General features: G+C 65.9%; 20 protein-coding genes. 14 read left to right on the forward strand and 6 right to left on the reverse strand.

Translation table 11 applies throughout. The annotated features are described in order from the left end of the window. Nucleotides 1-76 precede the first annotated feature (76 nt). Nucleotides 77-1,588, forward strand: a complete 1,512-nt coding sequence (locus DC363_RS04725) for a YifB family Mg chelatase-like AAA ATPase (RefSeq protein WP_108639992.1) — start codon at nucleotides 77-79, stop codon at nucleotides 1,586-1,588. On the opposite strand, the gene DC363_RS04730 is transcribed toward DC363_RS04725, so the two are convergent. The 4 genes from DC363_RS04730 to rsmI form a co-directional block, all read right to left on the reverse strand. After that, entirely contained in the window at nucleotides 1,558-2,448 is an 891-nt protein-coding gene (locus DC363_RS04730) for an alpha/beta hydrolase (RefSeq protein ID WP_241962928.1), read from the reverse strand. The genes DC363_RS04725 and DC363_RS04730 overlap by 31 nt on opposite strands. Then, nucleotides 2,445-3,398, reverse strand: coding sequence for a glutathione synthase (gshB, locus tag DC363_RS04735; RefSeq protein WP_196778374.1), 954 nt, complete (start codon nucleotides 3,396-3,398; stop codon nucleotides 2,445-2,447). The genes DC363_RS04730 and gshB overlap by 4 nt, the downstream gene beginning before the upstream one ends. 69 nt (nucleotides 3,399-3,467) lie before the next feature. Beyond that, nucleotides 3,468-3,857, reverse strand: a complete 390-nt coding sequence (locus DC363_RS04740; RefSeq protein ID WP_108640302.1) for a YraN family protein — start codon at nucleotides 3,855-3,857, stop codon at nucleotides 3,468-3,470. A 35-nt stretch (nucleotides 3,858-3,892) separates the two neighbouring features. After that, nucleotides 3,893-4,786, reverse strand: coding sequence for a 16S rRNA (cytidine(1402)-2'-O)-methyltransferase (rsmI, locus tag DC363_RS04745; RefSeq protein WP_108639994.1), 894 nt, complete (start codon nucleotides 4,784-4,786; stop codon nucleotides 3,893-3,895). Nucleotides 4,787-4,872: 86 nt separating this feature from the next. Here rsmI and DC363_RS04750 point away from each other — a divergent pair, with 86 nt between their 5' ends. The 3 genes from DC363_RS04750 to murJ all read left to right on the forward strand — a co-directional run bounded on the left by DC363_RS04750 (nucleotide 4,873) and on the right by murJ (nucleotide 10,559). After that, nucleotides 4,873-6,048: a penicillin-binding protein activator gene (locus tag DC363_RS04750; RefSeq protein ID WP_108639995.1), complete on the forward strand. Its 1,176-nt coding sequence runs from the start codon at nucleotides 4,873-4,875 to the stop codon at nucleotides 6,046-6,048. Then, nucleotides 6,035-8,854 carry a [protein-PII] uridylyltransferase gene (locus DC363_RS04755; protein ID WP_196778375.1) on the forward strand — a complete coding sequence of 940 codons (2,820 nt, stop codon included), beginning with the start codon at nucleotides 6,035-6,037 and terminating at the stop codon, nucleotides 8,852-8,854. The genes DC363_RS04750 and DC363_RS04755 overlap by 14 nt, the downstream gene beginning before the upstream one ends. Nucleotides 8,855-8,993: 139 nt before the next feature. Next, nucleotides 8,994-10,559 (forward strand): murein biosynthesis integral membrane protein MurJ, encoded by a 1,566-nt coding sequence (gene murJ, locus DC363_RS04760; RefSeq protein ID WP_108639996.1) that lies wholly within the window; start codon nucleotides 8,994-8,996, stop codon nucleotides 10,557-10,559. Here the strand turns inward: murJ and DC363_RS04765 are convergent. Together DC363_RS04765 and DC363_RS04770 are read right to left on the reverse strand one after the other, a co-directional pair. Next, the gene (locus tag DC363_RS04765) at nucleotides 10,534-11,076 is read right to left on the reverse strand and encodes a GNAT family N-acetyltransferase (RefSeq protein ID WP_108639997.1); all 543 of its coding nucleotides are present in this window, start codon (nucleotides 11,074-11,076) and stop codon (nucleotides 10,534-10,536) included. The genes murJ and DC363_RS04765 overlap by 26 nt on opposite strands. Nucleotides 11,077-11,093: 17 nt before the next feature. Beyond that, complete coding sequence (locus DC363_RS04770) at nucleotides 11,094-11,783, reverse strand: rhomboid family intramembrane serine protease (protein ID WP_108639998.1); 690 nt, start codon at nucleotides 11,781-11,783, stop codon at nucleotides 11,094-11,096. Nucleotides 11,784-11,863: 80 nt separating this feature from the next. On the opposite strand from DC363_RS04770, the gene trpS reads away from it, so the two are divergent. The 10 genes from trpS to DC363_RS04820 all read left to right on the forward strand — a co-directional run bounded on the left by trpS (nucleotide 11,864) and on the right by DC363_RS04820 (nucleotide 19,905). Then, nucleotides 11,864-12,883: a tryptophan--tRNA ligase gene (gene trpS / locus DC363_RS04775; RefSeq protein ID WP_108639999.1), complete on the forward strand. Its 1,020-nt coding sequence runs from the start codon at nucleotides 11,864-11,866 to the stop codon at nucleotides 12,881-12,883. A 457-nt stretch (nucleotides 12,884-13,340) separates the two neighbouring features. Beyond that, nucleotides 13,341-13,838 carry a VOC family protein gene (locus DC363_RS04780; RefSeq protein WP_108640000.1) on the forward strand — a complete coding sequence of 166 codons (498 nt, stop codon included), beginning with the start codon at nucleotides 13,341-13,343 and terminating at the stop codon, nucleotides 13,836-13,838. A 60-nt stretch (nucleotides 13,839-13,898) separates the two neighbouring features. After that, on the forward strand, nucleotides 13,899-14,759 hold the full coding sequence (locus DC363_RS04785; protein ID WP_108640001.1) for a branched-chain amino acid aminotransferase: 861 nt from the start codon (nucleotides 13,899-13,901) through the stop codon (nucleotides 14,757-14,759). Further along, on the forward strand, nucleotides 14,756-15,826 hold the full coding sequence (locus tag DC363_RS04790; RefSeq protein WP_146180744.1) for a hypothetical protein: 1,071 nt from the start codon (nucleotides 14,756-14,758) through the stop codon (nucleotides 15,824-15,826). Before DC363_RS04785 ends, DC363_RS04790 begins: the two co-directional genes overlap by 4 nt. Nucleotides 15,827-15,889: 63 nt before the next feature. After that, a complete protein-coding gene (locus tag DC363_RS04795) occupies nucleotides 15,890-16,345 on the forward strand; it encodes a universal stress protein (RefSeq protein WP_108640003.1) in 456 nt (151 codons plus the stop codon). A gap of 368 nt (nucleotides 16,346-16,713) precedes the next feature. Then, nucleotides 16,714-17,043 carry a hypothetical protein gene (locus tag DC363_RS04800; protein WP_108640004.1) on the forward strand — a complete coding sequence of 110 codons (330 nt, stop codon included), beginning with the start codon at nucleotides 16,714-16,716 and terminating at the stop codon, nucleotides 17,041-17,043. 135 nt (nucleotides 17,044-17,178) lie between these two features. After that, nucleotides 17,179-17,739: a NifU family protein gene (locus tag DC363_RS04805; RefSeq protein ID WP_108640005.1), complete on the forward strand. Its 561-nt coding sequence runs from the start codon at nucleotides 17,179-17,181 to the stop codon at nucleotides 17,737-17,739. Further along, nucleotides 17,729-18,316 carry a tRNA (adenosine(37)-N6)-threonylcarbamoyltransferase complex dimerization subunit type 1 TsaB gene (gene tsaB / locus DC363_RS04810; protein WP_108640006.1) on the forward strand — a complete coding sequence of 196 codons (588 nt, stop codon included), beginning with the start codon at nucleotides 17,729-17,731 and terminating at the stop codon, nucleotides 18,314-18,316. The genes DC363_RS04805 and tsaB overlap by 11 nt, the downstream gene beginning before the upstream one ends. Nucleotides 18,317-18,335: 19 nt before the next feature. Further along, nucleotides 18,336-18,749, forward strand: a complete 414-nt coding sequence (locus DC363_RS04815; protein ID WP_108640007.1) for a GNAT family N-acetyltransferase — start codon at nucleotides 18,336-18,338, stop codon at nucleotides 18,747-18,749. A 157-nt stretch (nucleotides 18,750-18,906) separates the two neighbouring features. Then, complete coding sequence (locus tag DC363_RS04820; protein WP_108640304.1) at nucleotides 18,907-19,905, forward strand: BMP family lipoprotein; 999 nt, start codon at nucleotides 18,907-18,909, stop codon at nucleotides 19,903-19,905. Nucleotides 19,906-19,966 lie beyond the last annotated feature (61 nt).

Raw genomic sequence — 19,966 nt, forward strand, 5'->3', positions numbered from 1 at the left:
ATCCCAATCCGCGCCGTTTACCTTTCGGTAACCAAGACCGCGTTAACCTCAGTTAACGGGACGAGAGGGGTTCGGGATGGTGGCACGCGCCTATACGGTCGCGTTCGAAGGGGTTGAGGCGCGGCTGGTCGAAGTGCAATGCACCACCGCCCCCGGCCTGCCTGCGTTCTCTATCGTGGGCCTGCCCGACAAAGCGGTGAGCGAGGCGCGCGATCGCATCCGCGCCAGCCTCTCGGCGCTTTCCATCGCGCTGCCTTCGAAAAAGATCACGGTCAACCTCTCGCCCGCTGACCTGCCGAAAGAGGGGTCGCACTTCGATCTGCCCATCGCCTTCGCCCTGCTCGCCGCCCTCGACGTGGTCCCGCAGGATGTGGCCGCGGAAACCGTCGCGCTGGGTGAGCTGTCGCTCGACGGCTCGCTGGTTCCGGTGCTCGGCGCGCTGCCCGCCGCCATGACCGCCGCCGTTGAAAACAAAGCGCTGTTCTGCCCGCAGGCCTGCGGCGCCGAAGCCGCCTGGGTCGACGCCGCCGCCGTCTATGCCCCCCGCACGCTGGGCGAAGCCTTGCGCCATTTCACCGGCCATGCCCCCCTCGCCCCCGCCGAAGCTGGTGAGGTCATCGCCACCCCCACCGCGCGCGACTTCGCCGATGTGAAGGGGCAGGAAAAGGCCAAGCGCGCGCTCGAGATTGCCGCTGCGGGGCGGCATCACGTGCTGATGGTCGGCACGCCCGGCTCCGGCAAATCCATGCTCGCCGCTCGCCTGCCGGGCATCCTGCCGCCGCTCACCCCCGCCGAGGCACTGGAAACCTCGATGATCCATTCGCTCGCCGGATTGCTCAGCGACGGCGGCATCAACCGCGCCCGCCCCTTCCGCGAACCGCACCACACCGCGTCGATGGCGGCGATCGTCGGCGGAGGCCGGGGGGCGCGGCCGGGGGAAATCTCGCTCGCGCACAACGGCGTGCTGTTCATGGACGAATTCCCCGAATTCTCACGCGCCGTGTTGGAAACCCTGCGCCAGCCCATCGAATCGGGCGACGTCGTCGTCGCCCGCGCCAATGCCCACGTCCGCTACCCCTGCCGGTTCATGCTGGTGGCCGCCGCGAACCCCTGCAAATGCGGCTACCTCACCGACCCGAACCGCGCCTGCGCCAAAGTTCCGGTCTGCGGCGAGGATTACATGCAGCGGATTTCCGGCCCGCTGATGGACCGGTTCGATCTGCGCATCGAGGTGCCACCGGTGGCGCTGCAGGATCTCGACCTGCCGCCCTCCGGCGACACCACCGCGACCATCGCCACCCGCGTCGCCGCCTGCCGCGCGGTGCAATCGGCGCGCTACGCAGGCGCGGCGATTCGGGTGAACGCCGACCTCGAAGGCGGCGCGCTGGAAGAGGTCGCCACCCCGGACGCCGACGGCAAGGCGCTCCTTTTGAAGGTCGCCGACCGATTCGGGCTCAGCGCGCGGGGCTATCACCGGGTGTTGCGCGTGGCGCGCACCATCGCCGACCTCGACGGGGCCGAGCACGTGCGCAAACCCCATGTGGCCGAAGCCGTCGGCTACCGTCTGGCCCTGTCGAAAGAGGTTTGAACGAAACGCGCGACCTGACGCATTGCGGCGTTGGCCTCGGGCAGCCGTCCGTCGAACATCTGCCAGACATGGGGCACATCGGGCCAGATCTCGAGCTTTGCGCCCGTCTTTTCGGCCAGCCGTTCCGCATCGCTGCGCAAGACCTCATCCGCGCCGACCTGGATCAGCACCGGCGGCGGATCGGGGAAGTCGGCGAAGACCGGGCTGGCCCGCGGGTCGCGGGGATCGGCCCCGTCCAGATACAACGCGACCGCCTCCCGCATCCGGTCCACGGGGATCAGCGGGTCTGCCGCGGCATTCGCGGCCAAAGACTCGCCGGAGAGGGTCAGGTCCCCCCAAGGCGAAAAGCCGACAACGCCCGCCGGCCGCTGCCCCCGCGCGAGCAGATCCGCCAGCAGCCCGAACACCAGATTGCCGCCCGCGCTGTCACCGGCGATGACAATATCCGAAGGCCGCCACCCCTGCGCCAGAAGCGCATCCCACGCCGCCAGCACCGCATCCGGCGCGGCGGGGAACGGGGCCTCTTGCAGGTGCGGATAATCCGGCAGGAACACCCGCGCGCCGGTGCGGCGGGCCAGCCGTCCGGCGATGGCGCGGTAGCTGCGCGGGGTGCCTGCGACAAAGGCGCCGCCGTGCAGATAGAGAATAGCGCGGTCGGGAACCGCCCCTTCGGGCATCAGGCATTCCGCCGGCCCCTCCTGCCGGACCTCAAGCCCCCGGGGCGTGCTGAACAACAGCGGCGCAAGGCGCTCGAAGCTGCGATAGGCCGTCTCCGGTGTTGCGGATTTCTCCAGCTGCGGTTTGACAGCCCAGCGCATGGCCAGACGCAATAGCTTCAGGCGATGCGACGGAGCGCTCACGCCCGCCGCGCCTCGATCGCCTCCCAGATCTTCGCGGCGATATTGGTGCCGTCGAACCGCTCAAGCTCCTGAATACCGGTGGGCGAGGTCACGTTAATCTCGGTCAAATAGTCGCCAATCACATCGATGCCGACGAAAATCTGCCCCTTTTCGCGCAGCAAAGGGCCGATCCGGTCGCAGATCTCACGGTCGCGGTCGGTCAACCCCACCGGTTCCGGCCGCCCGCCCACGTGCATGTTCGACCGGGTTTCCCCCTTGGCCGGCACGCGATTGATCGCGCCGACGGGCTCCCCCTCGACCAGAATGATCCGCTTGTCGCCCGCGCTGACGTCGGGCAGGAACTTCTGGATGATCAGGGGTTCGCGGTTGATGCCGACGAAAAGCTCATGGAGCGAGGCGAGGTTGCTGTCCGCATGGGCGAGCTTGAACACCCCCGCGCCGCCGTTGCCGTAAAGCGGCTTGAGGATCACGTCCCCGTGGCGGTCGCGGAAAGCCTTGAGCGTGTCGAGATCCCGGGCAATCGCGGTGGGCGGTGTCAGGTCGGGAAAGTCCAGCACCAGCAGTTTCTCGGGATAATTGCGCACCCAGAACGGATCGTTCACCACCAGCGTCTCGGGATGCACCCGGTCGAGAATATGGGTTGTGGTGATATAGCCCATGTCGAACGGCGGGTCCTGCCGCAACCAGATCACGTCGACCTCAGCAAGGTTCTGGTCCCGCATCTCTCCAACGGCGAAGTGGTTGCCCACCTCTCGCCGCACCGTCAGATCCTGCCCCCGCGCGAACACCTGCCCCTCGCGATAGCTCAGCTGATCCGGCGTATAGTAGAATAGCGCATGCCCCCTCGCCTGCGCCTCTTCGGCAAGCCGGAAAGAGCTGTCGGCATTGATGTCCACCGCGTCGATCGGGTCCATCTGAAAGGCAACGGTCAAGGATTTGGCGGCAGTCATGGGGTGTCCTTATCTGAGGGTCCCCGAAACATGGACCTGCCGCCGCAAGATCGCAATGGGTCCGATCCGTCAAGCGTCCATGAAAGCGTTTTCGATCACATCGACGCGGCCGAAATCATCGACCAGTGCCACATCGAAGCGCACATCCGTTAACTGACCCTTGGGCTGCGTCGCGAGAAATTCCGATCCGGCCCCGTAAATCCGGTCCATCTGGCGGCGGGTCAGCCGGGCGGCGGCGCGGGCATGGCTGCGACTTTTCTTCACCTCGATGAAGATGACCCCGTCACCGTCCTGCGCCACCAGATCAATCTCGCCGTAGGTGCCGCGCCAGCGGCGGGCGAGCACCGGGCGGCCGGAGCGCGTGTATTGCCGTGCGACAATGTCTTCGGCGGCTTGGCCCGCCTTATAGGCGATGCGGCCCCGCGCTTTCTTCGCCAATGCCACATTGGTCGCTGCCATGCCGGCCGCAGTCTGGCCCTGGATCGTAACTTGCATCAGTCGTCCTCCTCTTTCAGGCTCAGCGCGAGCTGATAGATGTCGCGGCGCGGGCGGCCAGTTGCGCCGGCGACCGCGGTTGCGGCGTCCTTGATCCGCATGGTCTGCATCGCGGATCGCAAGGCTTGCTGCACCGCGTCTTCATCCAGCTCCGCGCCGGTGCGACGGCCCACAAGCACGACCAGTTCGCCTTTCAGGCTGCGCCCGTCCAACTGCTCCAGCAAGGCCTCAGGCGTGCCACGTAGCACCTCTTCAAACTTCTTCGTCAGCTCCCGGCAAAGCGCCACCTCCCTCGATTCCCCTAGAACCTGCCCCAAATCAGTTAACAATCCGTAAATCCGTTTCGGCGACTCGTAGAGGACCAGCGTCGCCGCCACGTCCTGCAGTGCCTCAAGCGCGCGGCGGCGGGCGGCGCTGCCGGCGGGCAGGAAGCCTGCGAAATGGAAAGCGTCACTGGGCAGGCCGGCGACGGTCAGCGCAGCCAGCACGGCCGATGCCCCCGGTGCGGCCGTGAGTGGCAAGCCCAGATCGCGGAATGCCGCCGCCAGTTTGTAGCCCGGATCGGCCACCAGCGGGGTTCCGGCCTCGGACACATAGGCCACCGACTGCCCTTCGACGACCGCGTCGAGGATCTTCTCACGCGTGGCTTCGCCTGAGTGGTCGTGATAGGCGATCATCCTGCGCCGCCCGATGGGGATCCCGTGAATGTCCATCAGTTTGCGCGCGGTGCGCGTATCTTCGGCGGCGATCACATCGGCGCTGGCAAGGATGTCAAGCGTGCGCAGGGTCACGTCGCGGGCGTTGCCGATGGGCACCGCGCAAAGATAGAGCCCTGCCGTCAGGGGCACCGTGCGATAGGCCGTTGGGCGAGTTTCATCCGGTTCGTGATTCATTGCTAGACCCCTTCGACCCGCGCCCTATTATGGTAGGCCAGGAAGCCGCGGGGACAGCCCCGCCGCCAGAGGAAGTGAGATAGTCCATGTTAGCCCGTTTGCCCAGCCTTGCTGTTCGCCTGTTCACCCTTGCAGCCTTCGCCTTCGTTGCCGCCTGTGATCTGGCGGTGCCCAGCGTGGGCGGCAATTCGGGACAAAGGATCGACCCCTCCGCGCCGGTTCAGGTGGCGCTCCTGGTGCCCGGCGGGACCGGCTCGGCCGAGGCCAATGCCATCGCCTCGAGCCTTGAGAATGCCGCGCGGCTGGCGATTGCCGATCTCAACGGGGTCGAGGTCGATCTGCAGGTCTATAACACCGCGCGCGATGCCGGACAGGCCAGCCAGATGGCCGCGCAGGCGGTCGCAGACGGGGCGAAAATCATTCTTGGCCCGCTGGATGCCGCCAGCGCAAATGCCGTGGGGGTCGCCGTGGCCCCAGCCAATGTTAACGTGCTGGCCTTCTCCAACAACACCGCCATCGCGGGGGGCAACGTCTTCGTGCTGGGCAACACCTTTGGCAATATCTCTGACCGGCTGGTGCGCTATGCTGCAACCCAGGGCATGACCCGGTTCCTGATCGCGCATCAGGAAGACCTTGCGGGGTCTGTCGGGCGGGATGCGATTTCGACCTCGATCCGTTCCAATGGCGGCACGGTCGTGGGCGTGCAGTCCTATCCGTTCAGCCAGCAGGGGATCTTCGCCCGTGCCTCGGCCATCGTGAACGCCGCCAATTCCGGCGGGGCGCAGGGCATCTTCGTGACCGACAACGTGGCCGGCGGGCTGCCGATCCTGGCCACCTCGCTCAACGACCAGGGGCTGGTGCCCGCCACGACGCCGCTGATCGGCATCACCCGGTGGGACGCAGCACCGCAGGCGGCCTCGCTTCCCGGGTTGCAGAACGGGCTGTTTGCCATGGCCGATGCCGGACGCGAAGCCGCGTTCCGCAGCCGCTATGAAGCCGCTTACGGTGCCGCACCGCACCCGCTGGCCTCGATCGCTTATGACGGGATCGCCGCCATCGGCGCGCTGGCCGCCACCGGCGACAGCAACGCACTGACCAAGGCGTCGCTCACCCGGTCGGCCGGGTTCTCGGGCGCGGCGGGCGCGTTCCGCCTGCGCCGTGACGGCACCAACGAACGTGCGCTGGCCGTGGCTCAGATCGTCGACAACCGCGTCTCCATCGTCGATCCGGCCCCATTGTCGTTCGGCCGTGGCGGATCCTGATCTGCTCGGCGACGGGGCCTATGATCCCACCGGCGATCTGACCCCCGACGACCTGATTTGCCCTGCGGATGAGATCCTCAACCGCAGGGCTCTGCACGTGGCGCTGGTTGAGGCCATTGCCGACGCCGGGCCGCTGGGTTCGGACAAGCGCGCGGCGATGCTGCCGATCCTCAAGCAGGCGATGGACGCGGGCCGCAAGATCATCGCCAGCGCTTTCGAGGCCAATCCCTTCGTCGCGAGCGAGACCACCCGCGCCTATTCGTGGCTCACCGATGCCATCGTGATCGAGGTGTTCCGGCTGGCGAAATCGCACCTGCACCCCAATCCGAACCCGACCGAGGCGGAGCGGCTGGCGCTGATCGCGGTGGGCGGGTCCGGCCGGGGCGAGATGGCCCCCTACTCCGACGTCGATCTGCTGTTTTTGGCGCCCTACAAGCTCACCCCTTGGGCCGAGAGCCTGATCGAGACCATGCTCTATCTGCTGTGGGACCTGCGGCTGAAGGTGGGCCATGCCAGCCGCACGGTGAAAGAATGTCTGCGGCTCGCTCGGGACGACTACACCATCCGCACCTCGCTGGTTGAGGAACGCTTTCTCGCCGGGGACGAAGCGCTGGCCGAAGAGCTGACGACGCGGCTGCGCGACGAGCTTTTCACCGCCACCGTGCCCGAGTTCATCGAAGCCAAGCTGAACGAACGCTCGGCCCGGCATGCCAAACAGGGCGGCCAGCGTTATATGGTTGAACCCAACGTGAAAGAGGGCAAGGGCGGTTTGCGCGATCTGCAGTCGCTCTACTGGATCGGCAAATACGTTCACGGGGTCAAGGATGCCTCGGAGCTGGTGCAGCACAAGGTCTTCACGCAGGACGAATACGAGGAGTTCAAGGCCGCGCATGAGTTCCTCTGGGCGGTGCGCTGCCATCTGCATCTGATCGCCGGGCGCGCGGTGGACCAGTTGACCTTCGACATGCAGGTCGAGGTGGCCGAGCGGATGCATTACACCGACAGCGGCGGCCGCCGCGCGGTCGAGCATTTCATGCAGGATTATTTCCACCACGCCACGGATGTGGGCGACCTGACCCGCATCTTCCTTGTGGCGCAAGAAGCCGCGCACCTGAAGGCCGAGCCGATGCTGCAACGGCTGTTCAACCGCACCAAACGCGCCAAGGCCCCCTATGCGATCAAGCAGAACCGGCTGACCGTGGCGGAGCCCGAGGATTTTGTCGAGGATCCGCTGAACCTGTTGCGGATCTTTGAAGAGGCGCTGCGCACCGGCACCCTGATGCATCCGGACGCCATGCGGCTGATCAAGGCGAACCTGCATCTGATCGACGACGAGGTGCGCCAGAACAAGGAAGCCAAGCGCATCTTCCTTGATTTGATGCTCAAGCACGGCAACCCCGAACGCGCGCTGCGCACGATGAACGAGCTGGGCGCGCTGTCGGCCTTCCTGCCCGAGTTCGAACCCATCGTCGCGATGATGCAGTTCAACATGTATCACCACTACACGGTCGATGAGCACACGATCCAGACGATCAGCCACCTGTCGAAGATCGAACGCGCCGAGCTGGACGAAGAGCTTCCGGTCTCGGCCTCGATCCTCAAGGGCGGGATCAACCGGCGGGTGCTCTACGTGGCGCTGCTGCTGCATGACATCGGCAAGGGCCGGGACGAAGATCATTCGGTGCTGGGCGCGCGGATCGCCCGCAAGGTGGCGCCGCGGCTGGGCCTGTCGCGCAAGGAAAGCGAGACGGTCGAATGGCTGGTGCGCTATCATCTGTTGATGTCGGACATGGCGCAGAAACGCGACATTGCCGACCCGCGCACGGTGCGCGATTTCGCCAAGGCGGTGAAAACGGTCGAGCGGCTGAACCTGCTCTGCGTGCTCACGGTTTGCGACATCCGCGGCGTGGGGCCGGGCACGTGGAACAACTGGAAAGCGGTGCTGATCCGGGCGCTCTATCGCCAGACGCGCTATGCGCTTGAGAACGGGATGGAGGCGCTGAACCGCAACGAACGGGGCACCGAGGCGCGCAAGCGGTTGCGCGCCGCCCTGCGCGACAAAGAGGATGCGGGCTGGACGGAGAAGGCGATCCGCGCCGAGTTGGGCCGCCATTACCCGCCCTATTGGCAAGGCCTGCACGTCACCGCCCACCTGCAATTCGCCGAGATGCTGCGCGACATCGGCCCGGACGAGATGCGCACCCGGCTGACCCCGGACGAGGACCGCGACGCCACCCGCGTCTGCTTCGCCATGGCCGATCATCCGGGCATTTTCAGCCGCATGTGCGGGGCGTTGTCGCTGGTGGGGGCCAACGTGGTCGATGCGCGGACCTTCACCAGCAAGGACGGCTACGCCACCGCGACCTTCTGGGTGCAGGACATCGAGGGCCGCCCCTATGACGAAGAGCGCCTGCCGCGCCTGCGCCAGATGATCCAGAAGACGCTGTACGGTGAGGTCGTGGCCCGCGACGCGCTGGCCGGGCGCGACCGGATGAAGAAACGCGAACGCGCATTCCGGGTGAAGACTTCGATCACCTTCGACAACGAGGGGTCCGAGATCTACACGATCATCGAAGTGGACACCCGCGACCGCCCCGGATTGCTGCACGATCTGACGCGCACGCTGGCGGATGCCAACGTCTATATCGCCAGCGCGGTGATCGCGACCTTTGGCGAGCAGGTCGTCGATACCTTCTACGTGAAGGATATGTTCGGGCTGAAGTTCCACGCCGAGAACAAACAGAAAGCGCTGGAGAAGAAGCTGCGCGATGCGATCACCGAAGGGGCCAAACGGGCCTGGGAATGACGGTGCGGCGACGGGGTCTGCGCGTCGGGTCGGGCGCTTGGGCGGCGGTCGGTGAACTTCGGCGCGGGGCCAACTTCGCGATAGTTTTCGCCGCCGCTTGCCCCTAAAAGGGGCCAAACCCAAGGATCGAGCAGACCCCATGAAACCCATCCGACTGATTGCAGGCTTCCTTACCGTGGGGGTCTGGACCCTGCTCAGCCGCGTGCTGGGCTTCGTGCGCGACATCCTGATCGCAGGTTTTCTGGGCGCGGGGCCGGTGGCCGAAGCGTTCCTGATTGCCTTTGCCCTGCCCAACATGTTCCGCCGTTTTTTCGCCGAAGGCGCGTTCAACATGGCCTTTGTGCCGATGTTCTCGAAAAAGCTGGAGACCGGGGCCGATGCGGAAGGCTTTGCACGTGATGCCTTTGCGGGGCTGGCGACGGTGCTGATCGTGCTGACGCTGGTGGCGCAGGTCATCATGCCGTGGCTGGTGCTGGCCATGGCGGGGGGCTTTGCCGATGACGGGCGGCTTGATCTCGCGGTGAACTATGGCCGGATCACCTTTGTCTATATCCTGTTCATCTCGCTGGCGGCGCTGGCTTCGGGCGTGCTGAACGCCACCGGGCGCTTTGCGGCGGCGGCGGCGGCGCCGGTGTTGCTCAACGTGATCCTGATCGCCGCCGTCTGGCTGAGCACGACCGACATCCTTGGCACGCCCTTCGTGGCGCAGGAACGCACCGGGCTTTATCTGGCTTGGGGCGTGCCGATTGCGGGGGCCGCGCAACTGGCGCTGGTCTGGGTCGCGGCGCGGGGGGCGGGGATCAATCTGCGCCCCCGCCTGCCCCGCATGACGCCGGAACTCAAACGGCTGACGGTGATCGCGGCCCCGGCGATGCTGGCGGGCGGCGTGGTGCAGGTCAACCTGCTGGTGGGCCGTCAGGTGGCCAGTTTCTATGACGGCGCGATTGCATGGCTCAGCTATGCGGACCGGCTTTATCAACTCCCCCTCGGGGTGGTGGCGATTGCGCTGGGCGTGGTGCTTCTGCCCGACCTGAGCCGCCGTCTGGCCGCGGGCGATGACGCCGGCGGGCGCGACGCTTTCAACCGCGCGTCGGAACTGGCGCTGGCGCTGACGATCCCCGCCGCGGTGGCGCTGATTGTGATCCCCGTGCCGCTGGTGAGCGTGCTGTTCGAGCGCGGGTTGTTCGACAGCGACGACACGGCGGCGACAGCGCTGGCGGTGACGGTCTATGGCCTCGGCCTGCCGGCGTTTGTGCTGCAAAAGGCGCTGCAGCCGCTGTTCTTCGCGCGTGAGGACACCAAAAGGCCGTTCTATTACGCACTGGTGGCGATGGTGGTGAACGCCGCCGTGGCGATCGGGTTGTCGATCTACATCGGCTATATCGCGGCGGCGCTCGCCACCAGCATCGCCGCATGGGTCATGGTCTGGCAGCTTTGGCTCGGCAGCCGCAAGATGGGCGAAGCCGCGCAGTTCGACCCGCGGTTCAAAAGCCGGTTGTGGCGGATCGTGCTGGCCTCGCTCCTGATGGGTGTGGTGCTTTATATCCTGATGCTGTTGGTCGGCCCCGCGCTGGGCCTGCCCGGGGTGCGCTACGCCGCGCTGGCGGTGATCGTGGTGCTGGGCATGGTCAGCTATTTCGCCATTGGCCAGATGCTCGGGGCTTTCCGGTTGGCCGACTTCAAGACGGCGGTGCGGCGGGGCTGACATCCGGCCCGAGCTGGAAAGCGAAGCGCCGCATGGTGAGCCCGTCTGCCGTCACATCCTCCCCGTCGACCGGACTGCCGTTTACTTGCGCGATGGCGGCGGACCAGAACCGCAGGGCGGGTTCGTTGGCGGGCAGCACGCGCACCTGCCAGCGCCCCGGGTGCAGGTGCAGGGCGGCCCGGAACGCCGCCTGCGCCGTGGCCCCGCCGCGAAATTTCTGCATCACGAAGAACTGCCCCATGTCCCACCGCGCAGCGTCGTCCGAGGCGCGGCGGATCAGGCAGAAGCCCGCAATCTCGTTCTGCGACAGGATCAGATAGGGGTGATGATCGGCCGCGTCAAAATAGGGCGGCAGAATGCGGTCGGCGAGGTCATAGCGCCCGTCCGGCCCCACGGGCCAGCGGGCAAACCTTGAGATGTCGTAGATGTAGAGTTGGAACAGCTGCGCGAGGGTTGCGCGCTGCTGTGGCCCGGCACGCGACAGGGTGACGGCGGGCGGGCCTGCGGCTTGGGTCATGGCGCCCTGCCCCCGCCCTAGCGCTTGCGCATCCGGTTGACGAAGGCCGTCCAGCCGCCGGGGGCCAGAAGCGGTGCGGCAAAGAGGCCGACGACAAAGCCCGCGACCTCGGCGATCCATGTGGGGGTCGAGCCGAAGATCATCGAATAGACCAGCATCAGCCCCAGCAGGATGCCGATAAGCTGGAAGGCCTTGAGCTGGTTTTCCCCCATCCGCTCAAGCGTGAGCCACATCAGATAGGTATAGGCCCCGATCAGCCCGTAAACCCCCGGATAGGCCCCCAGAAGCGGGGCGTTCTGCCACGACAGCAGCCCGTAAATCGCGGCCCCGAGGATGGTGCTGATGAAGAACAAAAGGGCGAAAGCGAGGGGGCGAAAAATCTCGCCCACGAACTTGCCCAGCGCCAGCAGAAGCACACAGGCCCAGAGCGTATGTGTGAAGTTGATATGCACGAATGCATAGCTGACGAACCGCTTCCACAGATCGAAGGAGCCGCGCCCGCGCTCGAAGATCTCGGTCATCACGGCGGGGGCGAAAGCGTAGTCCTGAAACGCGGCCGAGCGCCAGCCGATCCCCCCGGCCCCGCCGACGAAGCCCGCACCCGCAGCCGAGAACACAAGCTCGATCCCCGCGATCACCAGCACCAGTGCCAAGGGCACCGGAGGAATCGCATTGAACGGGTTTTCGCCGTGGTTGGGGTTGTGCATGGGAAGGCTCACTTCGGTTGACGATATATCGGTGCATGGGTAAGCCAAGCAGACCTGTAAATCCAGCGTTGGAACGTCTCATGAGCGATAGCACTTTCACCCCGCGTGTCTTCTCCGGCATCAAGCCCTCGGGCGGCTTGACGCTTGGCAACTATCTGGGCGCGATCAAACGCTGGGTGGACATGCAGGACGGCGCGATGGAAACGCTCTATTGCTCGGTCGATCTGCACGCGATCACCGTCTGGCAGGACCCTGCGACCCTGAAGAAGGGCACGCGCGAGATTGCCGCCGGCATGTTGGCCAGCGGCATCGATCCCGAAACGTCGATCCTGTTCAACCAAAGCCAGGTGCCCGAGCACACGCAGCTTGGCTGGATCCTCAACTGCGTCGCACGCATGGGCTGGATGAACCGGATGACCCAGTTCAAGGACAAGGCCGGTAAGAACGCCGAGAAGGTCAGCCTTGGGCTGTATGCCTATCCGTCGCTGATGGCGGCTGACATCCTGCTCTATCACGCGACCCATGTGCCCGTGGGCGAGGATCAGAAGCAGCACGTCGAGCTGACGCGCGACATCGCCGCCAAGTTCAACAACGACTTCGGCGTCGACTTCTTCCCGATGACCGAGCCGGTGATCGAAGGCCCCGCCACCCGCGTGATGAACCTGCGCGACGGCACCAAGAAGATGAGCAAATCCGGCGAGAGCGATATGGAGCGGATCAACATGCTGGATGACGCCGACACCATCGCCAAGAAGTTCAAGAAGGCGCGGACCGATCCCGAGGGGATTCCCGAAAGCGTCGAAGGACTGGAGGGGCGGCCCGAGGCGGCGAACCTTGTGAACATCTATGCGGGCCTTGCGAATTCCAGCCCGCAGGCGGTCGTCGCCGAATATGCCGGTGCGGGCTGGGGCACGTTCAAACCGGCGCTGGCCGAACTGGCGGTCGAGAAGCTGGCGCCCATCAGCGACGAGATGAAGCGCCTGATGGATGATCCTGCCGAGATCGACCGCAAGCTGGCCCGCGGGGCACAGCGCGCGCGCGAGATTGCGACGCCGGTGCTTGAGCGGACCTATGACATCGTGGGTTTGCTGCGCTCGTAACCGCCACTGGCCGAGCGGCGCGGTGCGACCCGGCCCTTCGGGGAGAGTTTATCGGGTCAGATGAAACGAGGGATGCGCTTTTGGCCCGAGGCAGCGGCGGGCGCTGACGGGCAGGCGGTTTTGCGGGGTGTGGCGCACTCTTTGGTAAAAGGACGGAAGCCGTGGGGGTGTCAGCCCCAAGGTCTAATGCGCTGCGACCTGCCTCTGCACCCGATCTGCGCGAGCGCGCGGGGGTGGTCTGTGAGGCCGGCTGCCGTTTCAAGTTCCATGGCACGGGGCGTCTGGGCCCCGCGGGTCAACCATGCGGCAGATTGCCCGCGCGGGGTTAAGGCGAAGTTGCCGGACCGTGCGGTGCGGGCGCAACGGGATCTGTGCGGGCACGCAAAGGCGCTGCGCGGGGCTGCGGGTGTTGCGGGGATGCGCGGGGGCGTAAACTCTGCGCCAAAGGAGAGCGCCCATGACCATTCCCCAGCCAGTCCAAAGCCCGATGATCGGGCATATCCATCTGAAAGTGTCCGACCTGGATCGGGCGATTGCCTTTTATGGCGAGGTGCTGGGCTTCGAGTTGACCCAGCGATATGGCGACCGGGCGGCGTTTCTGGGGGCCGGTGGCTACCATCATCATATCGGCCTGAACACATGGGAGAGCCTTGGGGCCACCGCGCCCCCTGCGGGGCATACGGGGCTTTATCACACCGCCCTGCTCTATCCCGACCGCGTCGCGCTGGGGCGCGTGGTAGCGCGGGTGCTGGAGGCGGGCATCGCGCTTGAGGGCGCGGCAGACCACGGGGTGAGCGAGGCGGTCTATGTGCGGGACCCGGACGGCAACGGTGTGGAGCTTTATCGCGACCGGCCGCAGGCGGATTGGCCGCGGGATGACGATGGCCAGTTGCGGATGGTCAACGCGCGGCTGGACGTGGCAGCACTGGTGGAGGAGGGACGCTCTGACCCGTGACTGGACGCGGGCGCGCGCCCCCACTAGGGTCGCGGCAAAAGCAGTCTGACGGAGAGCGCCATGGCGACGGGCACCAACATTCGCACCTATTTCGAAGGCCAATGGCATGAGGGCGACATCCCGCTGATGAAGGCGGCCGATCACGGCATGTGGCTTGGCTCGGCCGTGTTCGACGGGGCGCGGGCGGTGAACGGGCTGGTGCCCGATCTGGACAAGCACTGCGAACGGGTGAACCGCTCGGCCGAGGCGCTGATGCTGACGCCCTGGGTGTCGACGCAGGAGATGGTCGAGATCGTGCGCGAGGGTCTGCGCCCCTATGGCGACGCGCCGGTCTATATCCGGCCGATGTATTGGGGGCAGGATACCGGCCCCGGCGCCATCGTGCCGGGCAAGGGCAAGGCGGGCTTCGCGATCTGTCTGGAAGAGATCCCCTTTGCCCCCGAGGGGGCCACGATCTCGGTCACCACGACGCGGTTCCGCCGTCCGGTGATGGACAGCAGCGTGGTGAACGCCAAGGCCGCTTGCCTGTATCCCAACAACGCGCGGATGCTGGCCGAGGCGCAGTCCAAGGGGTTCGACAATGCGCTGGTGGCCGACGCTTTGGGCAATCTGGCGGAAAGCGCGACGGCCAATGTGTTTCTGGTCAAGGACGGCGCGGTGTTCACCCCGATCCCCAACGGCACGTTTCTGGCCGGGATCACCCGCGCGCGCCACATCGAGAACCTGCGCGCCGACGGCTACACCGTGCATGAAAGCGTGCTGACCTTCGACGATGCCCGCGACGCGGATGAGCTGTTTCTGAGCGGCAACATGGCCAAGGTCACGCCGATCACCGCCTTCGACGACGTGTCCTATCAGGTCGGCCCGGTCACCCGCCGCACGCGTGAGTTGTATTGGGCCTGGGCCAAGCGCACCGCGTGAAGCGCACACTGATCGTCGTGCTGCACGTGTTGCCCTTCGGGGCGACGCTGGCCTGCACTTTGTGGCTCTTGGCGCAGGCACCCTTCGCGGCACCTTTGGTTCAACGCAGCGCAGCCGGGATCGAGGTAGCACTGAGCCGGGCGATGGCGCGGAAGGTGGATGCGGACTGGCTGGTGCCGCGGTTACAGGCGGCGGTGGCGGACGAGGATTTGATGCGGATCGAACTGTTGGTCGATCTGGCGATCTCCTATGAGGTTGCGGTGCCGCCCGCCTTGAAGGTGCGATTGCAGGAGGTGGTCGACGCGCAGACCGGGTTTTTCGCCTCGGCGCTGGGGTGCGGCGCCTGCGCGGTGGATGTGACCGCCTGCGCGACCCTGACGCAGATCTCCGCCTGCGCGATCCCGTTCGAGCTGACCCCGGCGGGGGACGTGAACGCCCTGCGCCGGGCGGCACTGAATTACGGCGCGGGGGACGCGGTCGACCGGCTTGATCTGGGGCTGGCGTTGGTTGGGCTGGGGGCGACGGGGGCGGTGCTGGCCACGGGCGGCAGCAGCTATACGGTCAAGGCAGGCGCGTCGGTGCTGCGGATGGCGCGGCGCATGGGCGAGCTGAACGCGGCCTTTGCGGCGCGGCTGGCCGCGCTGGCCGGAGATGCGGTGCGCTGGGATCGGATGGGTGATCTGGCGCGGTTCCGCATCGGCCCCGCGGAGGTCGTGGACAGCGCCAAACTGGGGAAGTTAAGCGCCATCGGCAGCGATCTGGGGCGGCTGGCCGAGAACACGTCGGTCGCGCAGGCGGTGACGCTGTTGCGCCATGTGGACAGCGCCGAGGATGCGGCACGTCTGGCCCGGGTGAGCGCCGCCATGGGGCCGCGCACGGGCAAGGCCTTTGCGGTGCTGGGCAAGGCGCGGGTGTTTCGGGCGGCGGTCCGGCTGACGGATCTGGCGCTGGGGGCGGTGGCGGCGCTTGCCGCGCTGGCTGCACAGGCGCTTGTGTTTGTCGCCAACCGGATCGGCAATGCCGGTCTGCGGGGGCTGCGCCGGGCGCTGGCCACGACGAGGCGGTGACGATCTTGTGTTGCGCCAGCGGGGGCGCTCCGGCACAGTGCATCCGCAACAAGGGAGAGACCCATGCGCAAGTTTCTGGTGATCCTCGATGACAGCCGCGAGTGTTTGAACGCCATGCGGTTCGCCGCCATGCGTGCGGCCAATTCCGGGGGCGGCGTGTCGGTTCTGTCGATCATACCGCCCGATGAGTTCAACCACTGGATCGGCGTGGGCGACATCATGCGGGCCGAGGCGCGCGAGCGGATCGAGGTGCATTTCGAGGTCTTCGCCAAGTGGATGCGCGACAAGCAGAACGTCGATCCCGAGCTGGTGATCCGTGAGGGCGTGCCCGTGGACGAGATCATGGCCCAGATCGAAGAGGACCCTCAAGTGGGGGTGCTGGTGCTGGGGGCGGCGACCGACAAGAAGGGCCCCGGCCCTCTGATCACCGCGCTGACGAAACAGGCCGGCGACCTGCCGATTCCCATGACGATCGTCCCCGGCGACATGTCCAAGGAGCGGCTGCAGGAGATCACCTGAGCCCCGCGCGCCCGGACTGTTACAGCTTTCTCGCCGAGCGCTCACGCCGATGTGAGAATGGGCCGGCGGCGGTCGGGGGCGGCTGTCACGGACAGTGTGCATGAATGCACGAAAAACCGCTCCAATCTGTGCGCCCGCGCGCTATCGCACCTTAACGGGGTGTCGATCTTCGTTTTCAAGAGGCTGCAAGCGCCGAAAACGCGCATTTTTTTGTGATCGATCAAGGGCTTCCGCTTCGCCCCCTTTCAGACCAGATCAGTGACACCGGACGGCAGCGAATTGCTGTTCGACATTTTCTTAACCGGTCGCTCGTCAGCAAGACGACCGACAGATCACTGGGCCGAAATCGGCCGACGAAAGGAAAGACCATGTTCAAGACCGTATCCCTCAGCCTCGCCGCCCTCGTTGCTTCCGTGGGCATCGCTTCGGCGGATGCGAGCCACCTCTCCCCGCTGGTGAAGAACCAGACCGCAAACGGTCAGGTCGAGCTGGGCACCGTTGTGGCGGAAGCCGATGGCGTGGTTGAGCTCTACTCTTTCCACAAGGGCACCCAGGGTGCGCTGCTGGGCTCGACCAAGGTGAAAGCCGGCGCCAACCAGCAGGTCAACGTCAACATCGCCCGCCCCTCGACCAACGCGATTGCCGTGCTGCGGGTGAACGATGAAGTGGTGGACACCCAGAAGATCGAATTCAACTAAGTCGATCCGATCAGACGACACCACAGGCGGGCGGTCCGGAAGGGCCGCCCGCGCTGCTTTTTAGAACCGTTCCAAACCTTGACAGGGCGCGCCCGGGGGCGCATATGTAAAACCTGACAAAAAAGGTTTCTTCCGATGTTCATCCAGACCGAATCCACCCCGAACCCTGCCACGTTGAAATTCCTGCCCGGGCAACAGGTGCTCGAGATGGGCACGGCCGATTTCCCCAATGCCGAGGCCGCGCAGAAAAGCCCGCTTGCGGGGCGCATCTTCTCAGTCGAGGGGGTGACCGGCGTGTTCTTCGGCACGGATTTCGTGACCGTCACCAAGGCGGACGGCGTTGAATGGGACCACATCAAGCCCGCGATCCTTGGCGCGATCATGGAGCATTACCAGTCCGGCAAGCCCGTGATCGAAGGTGAGCAAGCGGCCAGCGGCCACGCCGAGCACACCGGGGAGGATGGCGAGATCGTCAACCAGATCAAAGAGTTGCTGGACACCCGCGTGCGCCCTGCGGTGGCGCAGGATGGGGGCGATATCACCTTCCACGGGTTCGATCGCGGCGTCGTTTACCTGCATATGCAAGGCGCTTGCGCGGGCTGCCCCTCGTCCACGTTGACGTTGAAGATGGGCATCGAGAACCTGCTGCGCCACTATATCCCCGAGGTGGTCGAGGTGCGCCCCGTTGCAGCCTGACACCACGCTTTTGGCATTCGACACATCGGCGGCGCATTGCGCCGCCGCTTTGCTTTTGCACGGCACGGTCCACACCCGCGTGGAAGAGATGGCGCGCGGTCAGGGGGAGCGGTTGATGCTGCTGTTGGAAGAGCTGTTGGCCGCGCACGGACTGGGCTGGGGTGATCTGGACGGGCTGGGCGTTGGCACCGGTCCGGGCAATTTCACCGGCATCCGGATTTCGGTCTCGGCCGCGCGGGGGTTGGCGCTGGGGCTGGGCAAACCGGCCGTGGGCGTGTCGATGTTCGAGACCACGCAGCACCTGTCCGGCCGGGCGCAGACCTCGGTGCCCGCCCCGCGCGACCAGCTCTACGTCTATGACCCCGGGACGATGGGCGCGCCGATCCTTGCCGCGCCGGACGATGTGACCGCGGCCTATGCCAGCGCCACGGCCTTCCCCGCCGAGGATCATATCCGTCAGGTGGCGCTGATTGCCGCCGCACAGTTGCACGACGCCCCCCCTGCCCCCAAGCCGGTCTATGTCAAGCCGCCCGATGCCGCCCCCGCGCGTGAGGCGCCGCCGGTGATCCTGCCGTGACCGGCCCTGTGGCCCGCCGATGACGCCCGACGGGCTGGCACGCACCCACGGGGCGGCCTTCGGCGCCGCCGGCTGGCGCGCGGAGAGCTTTCGCGGCTACCTTGACGATCCGCGCGCGACGCTCTGGGGTGACGAGACCTGCTTTGCCGTGCTGCGCCGCGCGGGCCCCGAGGCGGAGGTGCTGACGCTGGCGACCCACCCCGCCCATCAGGGTCAGGGCCGCGCGACCGCGATGCTGCGCGCAGCACTGGCCGGTCTGGCCGCGCAGGGCGTGGAAGAAGTTTTCCTTGAGGTGGCGCAAAGCAACACGGCGGCGCTGGCGCTGTACCGCGCCTGCGGGTTCGAGACCTTTGGCCAGCGGGTCGGATATTACCGCAACGGCGACACGGCGGTTTGCATGAAAGCGCAACTTTCCGCGACGTCCGGCGGATAAATCCCCTGCAGCGCTCTCAAAATCGCAAGAATCGGTTGATCTTCCACTGGCGTCATTGCCTACTTTGTCGCATGATCTGTGATCGGCCCCTGCGGGCCGCAACGATCCCGGGGATCTGGCAACAGCCCCCGACAACAAGAACATGGGAGACCACAACATGAGCTTTACCACGAAATTCCTCGGCGCGACGGCCGCTTTGGCGCTGACCGCCGGTGCCGCCTGGGCCGACGGCCCCGCGATCATCTATGATCTGGGGGGCAAGTTCGACAAATCCTTCAACGAATCCGCCTACAACGGTGCCCAGCGCTGGGCCGAGGAAACCGGTGAGGAGTTCGCAGAATTCGAGATCACTTCGGACGCGCAGCGCGAGCAGGCCATCCGCCGCTTCGCCGAAGCCGGCAACAACCCGATCGTCATGGCAGGCTTTTCCTGGGGCACCCCGCTGGAAGCAGCTGCCGCGGATTATCCGGACACCAATTTCGTGATCATCGACGCCGCAGTGGACGCGCCGAACATCCGCTCGGTGGTCTTCAACGAGCATGAAGGCTCCTACCTTGTGGGGATGCTGGCCGCCGCCGCGTCCGAGACCGATACCGTGTCCTTCGTGGGCGGCATGGACATTCCGCTGATCCGCAAGTTCGGCTGTGGCTACGCCCAGGGCGTGAAAGCGGTGAACCCCGACGCGACCGTGATCTCGAACATGACCGGCACCACGCCATCGGCCTGGAACGACCCCGTCAAGGGCTCCGAGCTGACGCTGAGCCAGATCAGCCAAGGCTCTGACGTGGTCTTTGCGGCCGCTGGCGGCACCGGCATCGGTGTGCTGCAGACCGCAGCCGACGAAGGCATCCTGTCCATCGGTGTGGATTCCAACCAGAACTACCTGCACTCCGGTCAGGTCCTGACCTCGATGGTCAAGCGCGTGGACAACGCCGTGTATGACGCATTCGCCGCCGGTGAGAACGTTGAAGTCGGCCTGAACGTGATGGGCGTCGAGAACGAAGGCGTGGCCTACTCGCTGGATGAGCACAACGAAGAGTTGATCACCGACGAGATGAAGGCGATGGTCGAAGAGGCCTCGGCACAGATGGCCTCGGGTGAGCTGGAAGTTCACGACTACATGTCCGACGAGACTTGCCCTGCGATCGATTTCTAAGCTAGGCTGATGCACACTTTCTGGGGCCGCGCTGATCTGATCGGCGCGGCCCTTTAAAATT

This window comes from Thalassorhabdomicrobium marinisediminis (assembly GCF_003072065.1).
Taxonomy (GTDB): domain Bacteria; phylum Pseudomonadota; class Alphaproteobacteria; order Rhodobacterales; family Rhodobacteraceae; genus Octadecabacter; species Octadecabacter marinisediminis.

What these genes read in the sequence shown, in the direction of transcription:
- DC363_RS04725 (WP_108639992.1), top strand. Translation starts at nt 77, where the DNA reads ATGGTGGCACGCGCCTATACGGTCGCGTTCGAAGGGGTTGAGGCGCGG.
- gshB (WP_196778374.1), bottom strand. Translation starts at nt 3,398, where the DNA reads ATGACTGCCGCCAAATCCTTGACCGTTGCCTTTCAGATGGACCCGATC.
- DC363_RS04740 (WP_108640302.1), bottom strand. Translation starts at nt 3,857, where the DNA reads ATGGCAGCGACCAATGTGGCATTGGCGAAGAAAGCGCGGGGCCGCATC.
- rsmI (WP_108639994.1), bottom strand. Translation starts at nt 4,786, where the DNA reads ATGAATCACGAACCGGATGAAACTCGCCCAACGGCCTATCGCACGGTG.
- DC363_RS04750 (WP_108639995.1), top strand. Translation starts at nt 4,873, where the DNA reads ATGTTAGCCCGTTTGCCCAGCCTTGCTGTTCGCCTGTTCACCCTTGCA.
- murJ (WP_108639996.1), top strand. Translation starts at nt 8,994, where the DNA reads ATGAAACCCATCCGACTGATTGCAGGCTTCCTTACCGTGGGGGTCTGG.
- DC363_RS04765 (WP_108639997.1), bottom strand. Translation starts at nt 11,076, where the DNA reads ATGACCCAAGCCGCAGGCCCGCCCGCCGTCACCCTGTCGCGTGCCGGG.
- DC363_RS04770 (WP_108639998.1), bottom strand. Translation starts at nt 11,783, where the DNA reads ATGCACAACCCCAACCACGGCGAAAACCCGTTCAATGCGATTCCTCCG.
- trpS (WP_108639999.1), top strand. Translation starts at nt 11,864, where the DNA reads ATGAGCGATAGCACTTTCACCCCGCGTGTCTTCTCCGGCATCAAGCCC.
- DC363_RS04780 (WP_108640000.1), top strand. Translation starts at nt 13,341, where the DNA reads ATGACCATTCCCCAGCCAGTCCAAAGCCCGATGATCGGGCATATCCAT.
- DC363_RS04785 (WP_108640001.1), top strand. Translation starts at nt 13,899, where the DNA reads ATGGCGACGGGCACCAACATTCGCACCTATTTCGAAGGCCAATGGCAT.
- DC363_RS04795 (WP_108640003.1), top strand. Translation starts at nt 15,890, where the DNA reads ATGCGCAAGTTTCTGGTGATCCTCGATGACAGCCGCGAGTGTTTGAAC.
- DC363_RS04800 (WP_108640004.1), top strand. Translation starts at nt 16,714, where the DNA reads ATGTTCAAGACCGTATCCCTCAGCCTCGCCGCCCTCGTTGCTTCCGTG.
- DC363_RS04805 (WP_108640005.1), top strand. Translation starts at nt 17,179, where the DNA reads ATGTTCATCCAGACCGAATCCACCCCGAACCCTGCCACGTTGAAATTC.
- DC363_RS04815 (WP_108640007.1), top strand. Translation starts at nt 18,336, where the DNA reads ATGACGCCCGACGGGCTGGCACGCACCCACGGGGCGGCCTTCGGCGCC.
- DC363_RS04820 (WP_108640304.1), top strand. Translation starts at nt 18,907, where the DNA reads ATGAGCTTTACCACGAAATTCCTCGGCGCGACGGCCGCTTTGGCGCTG.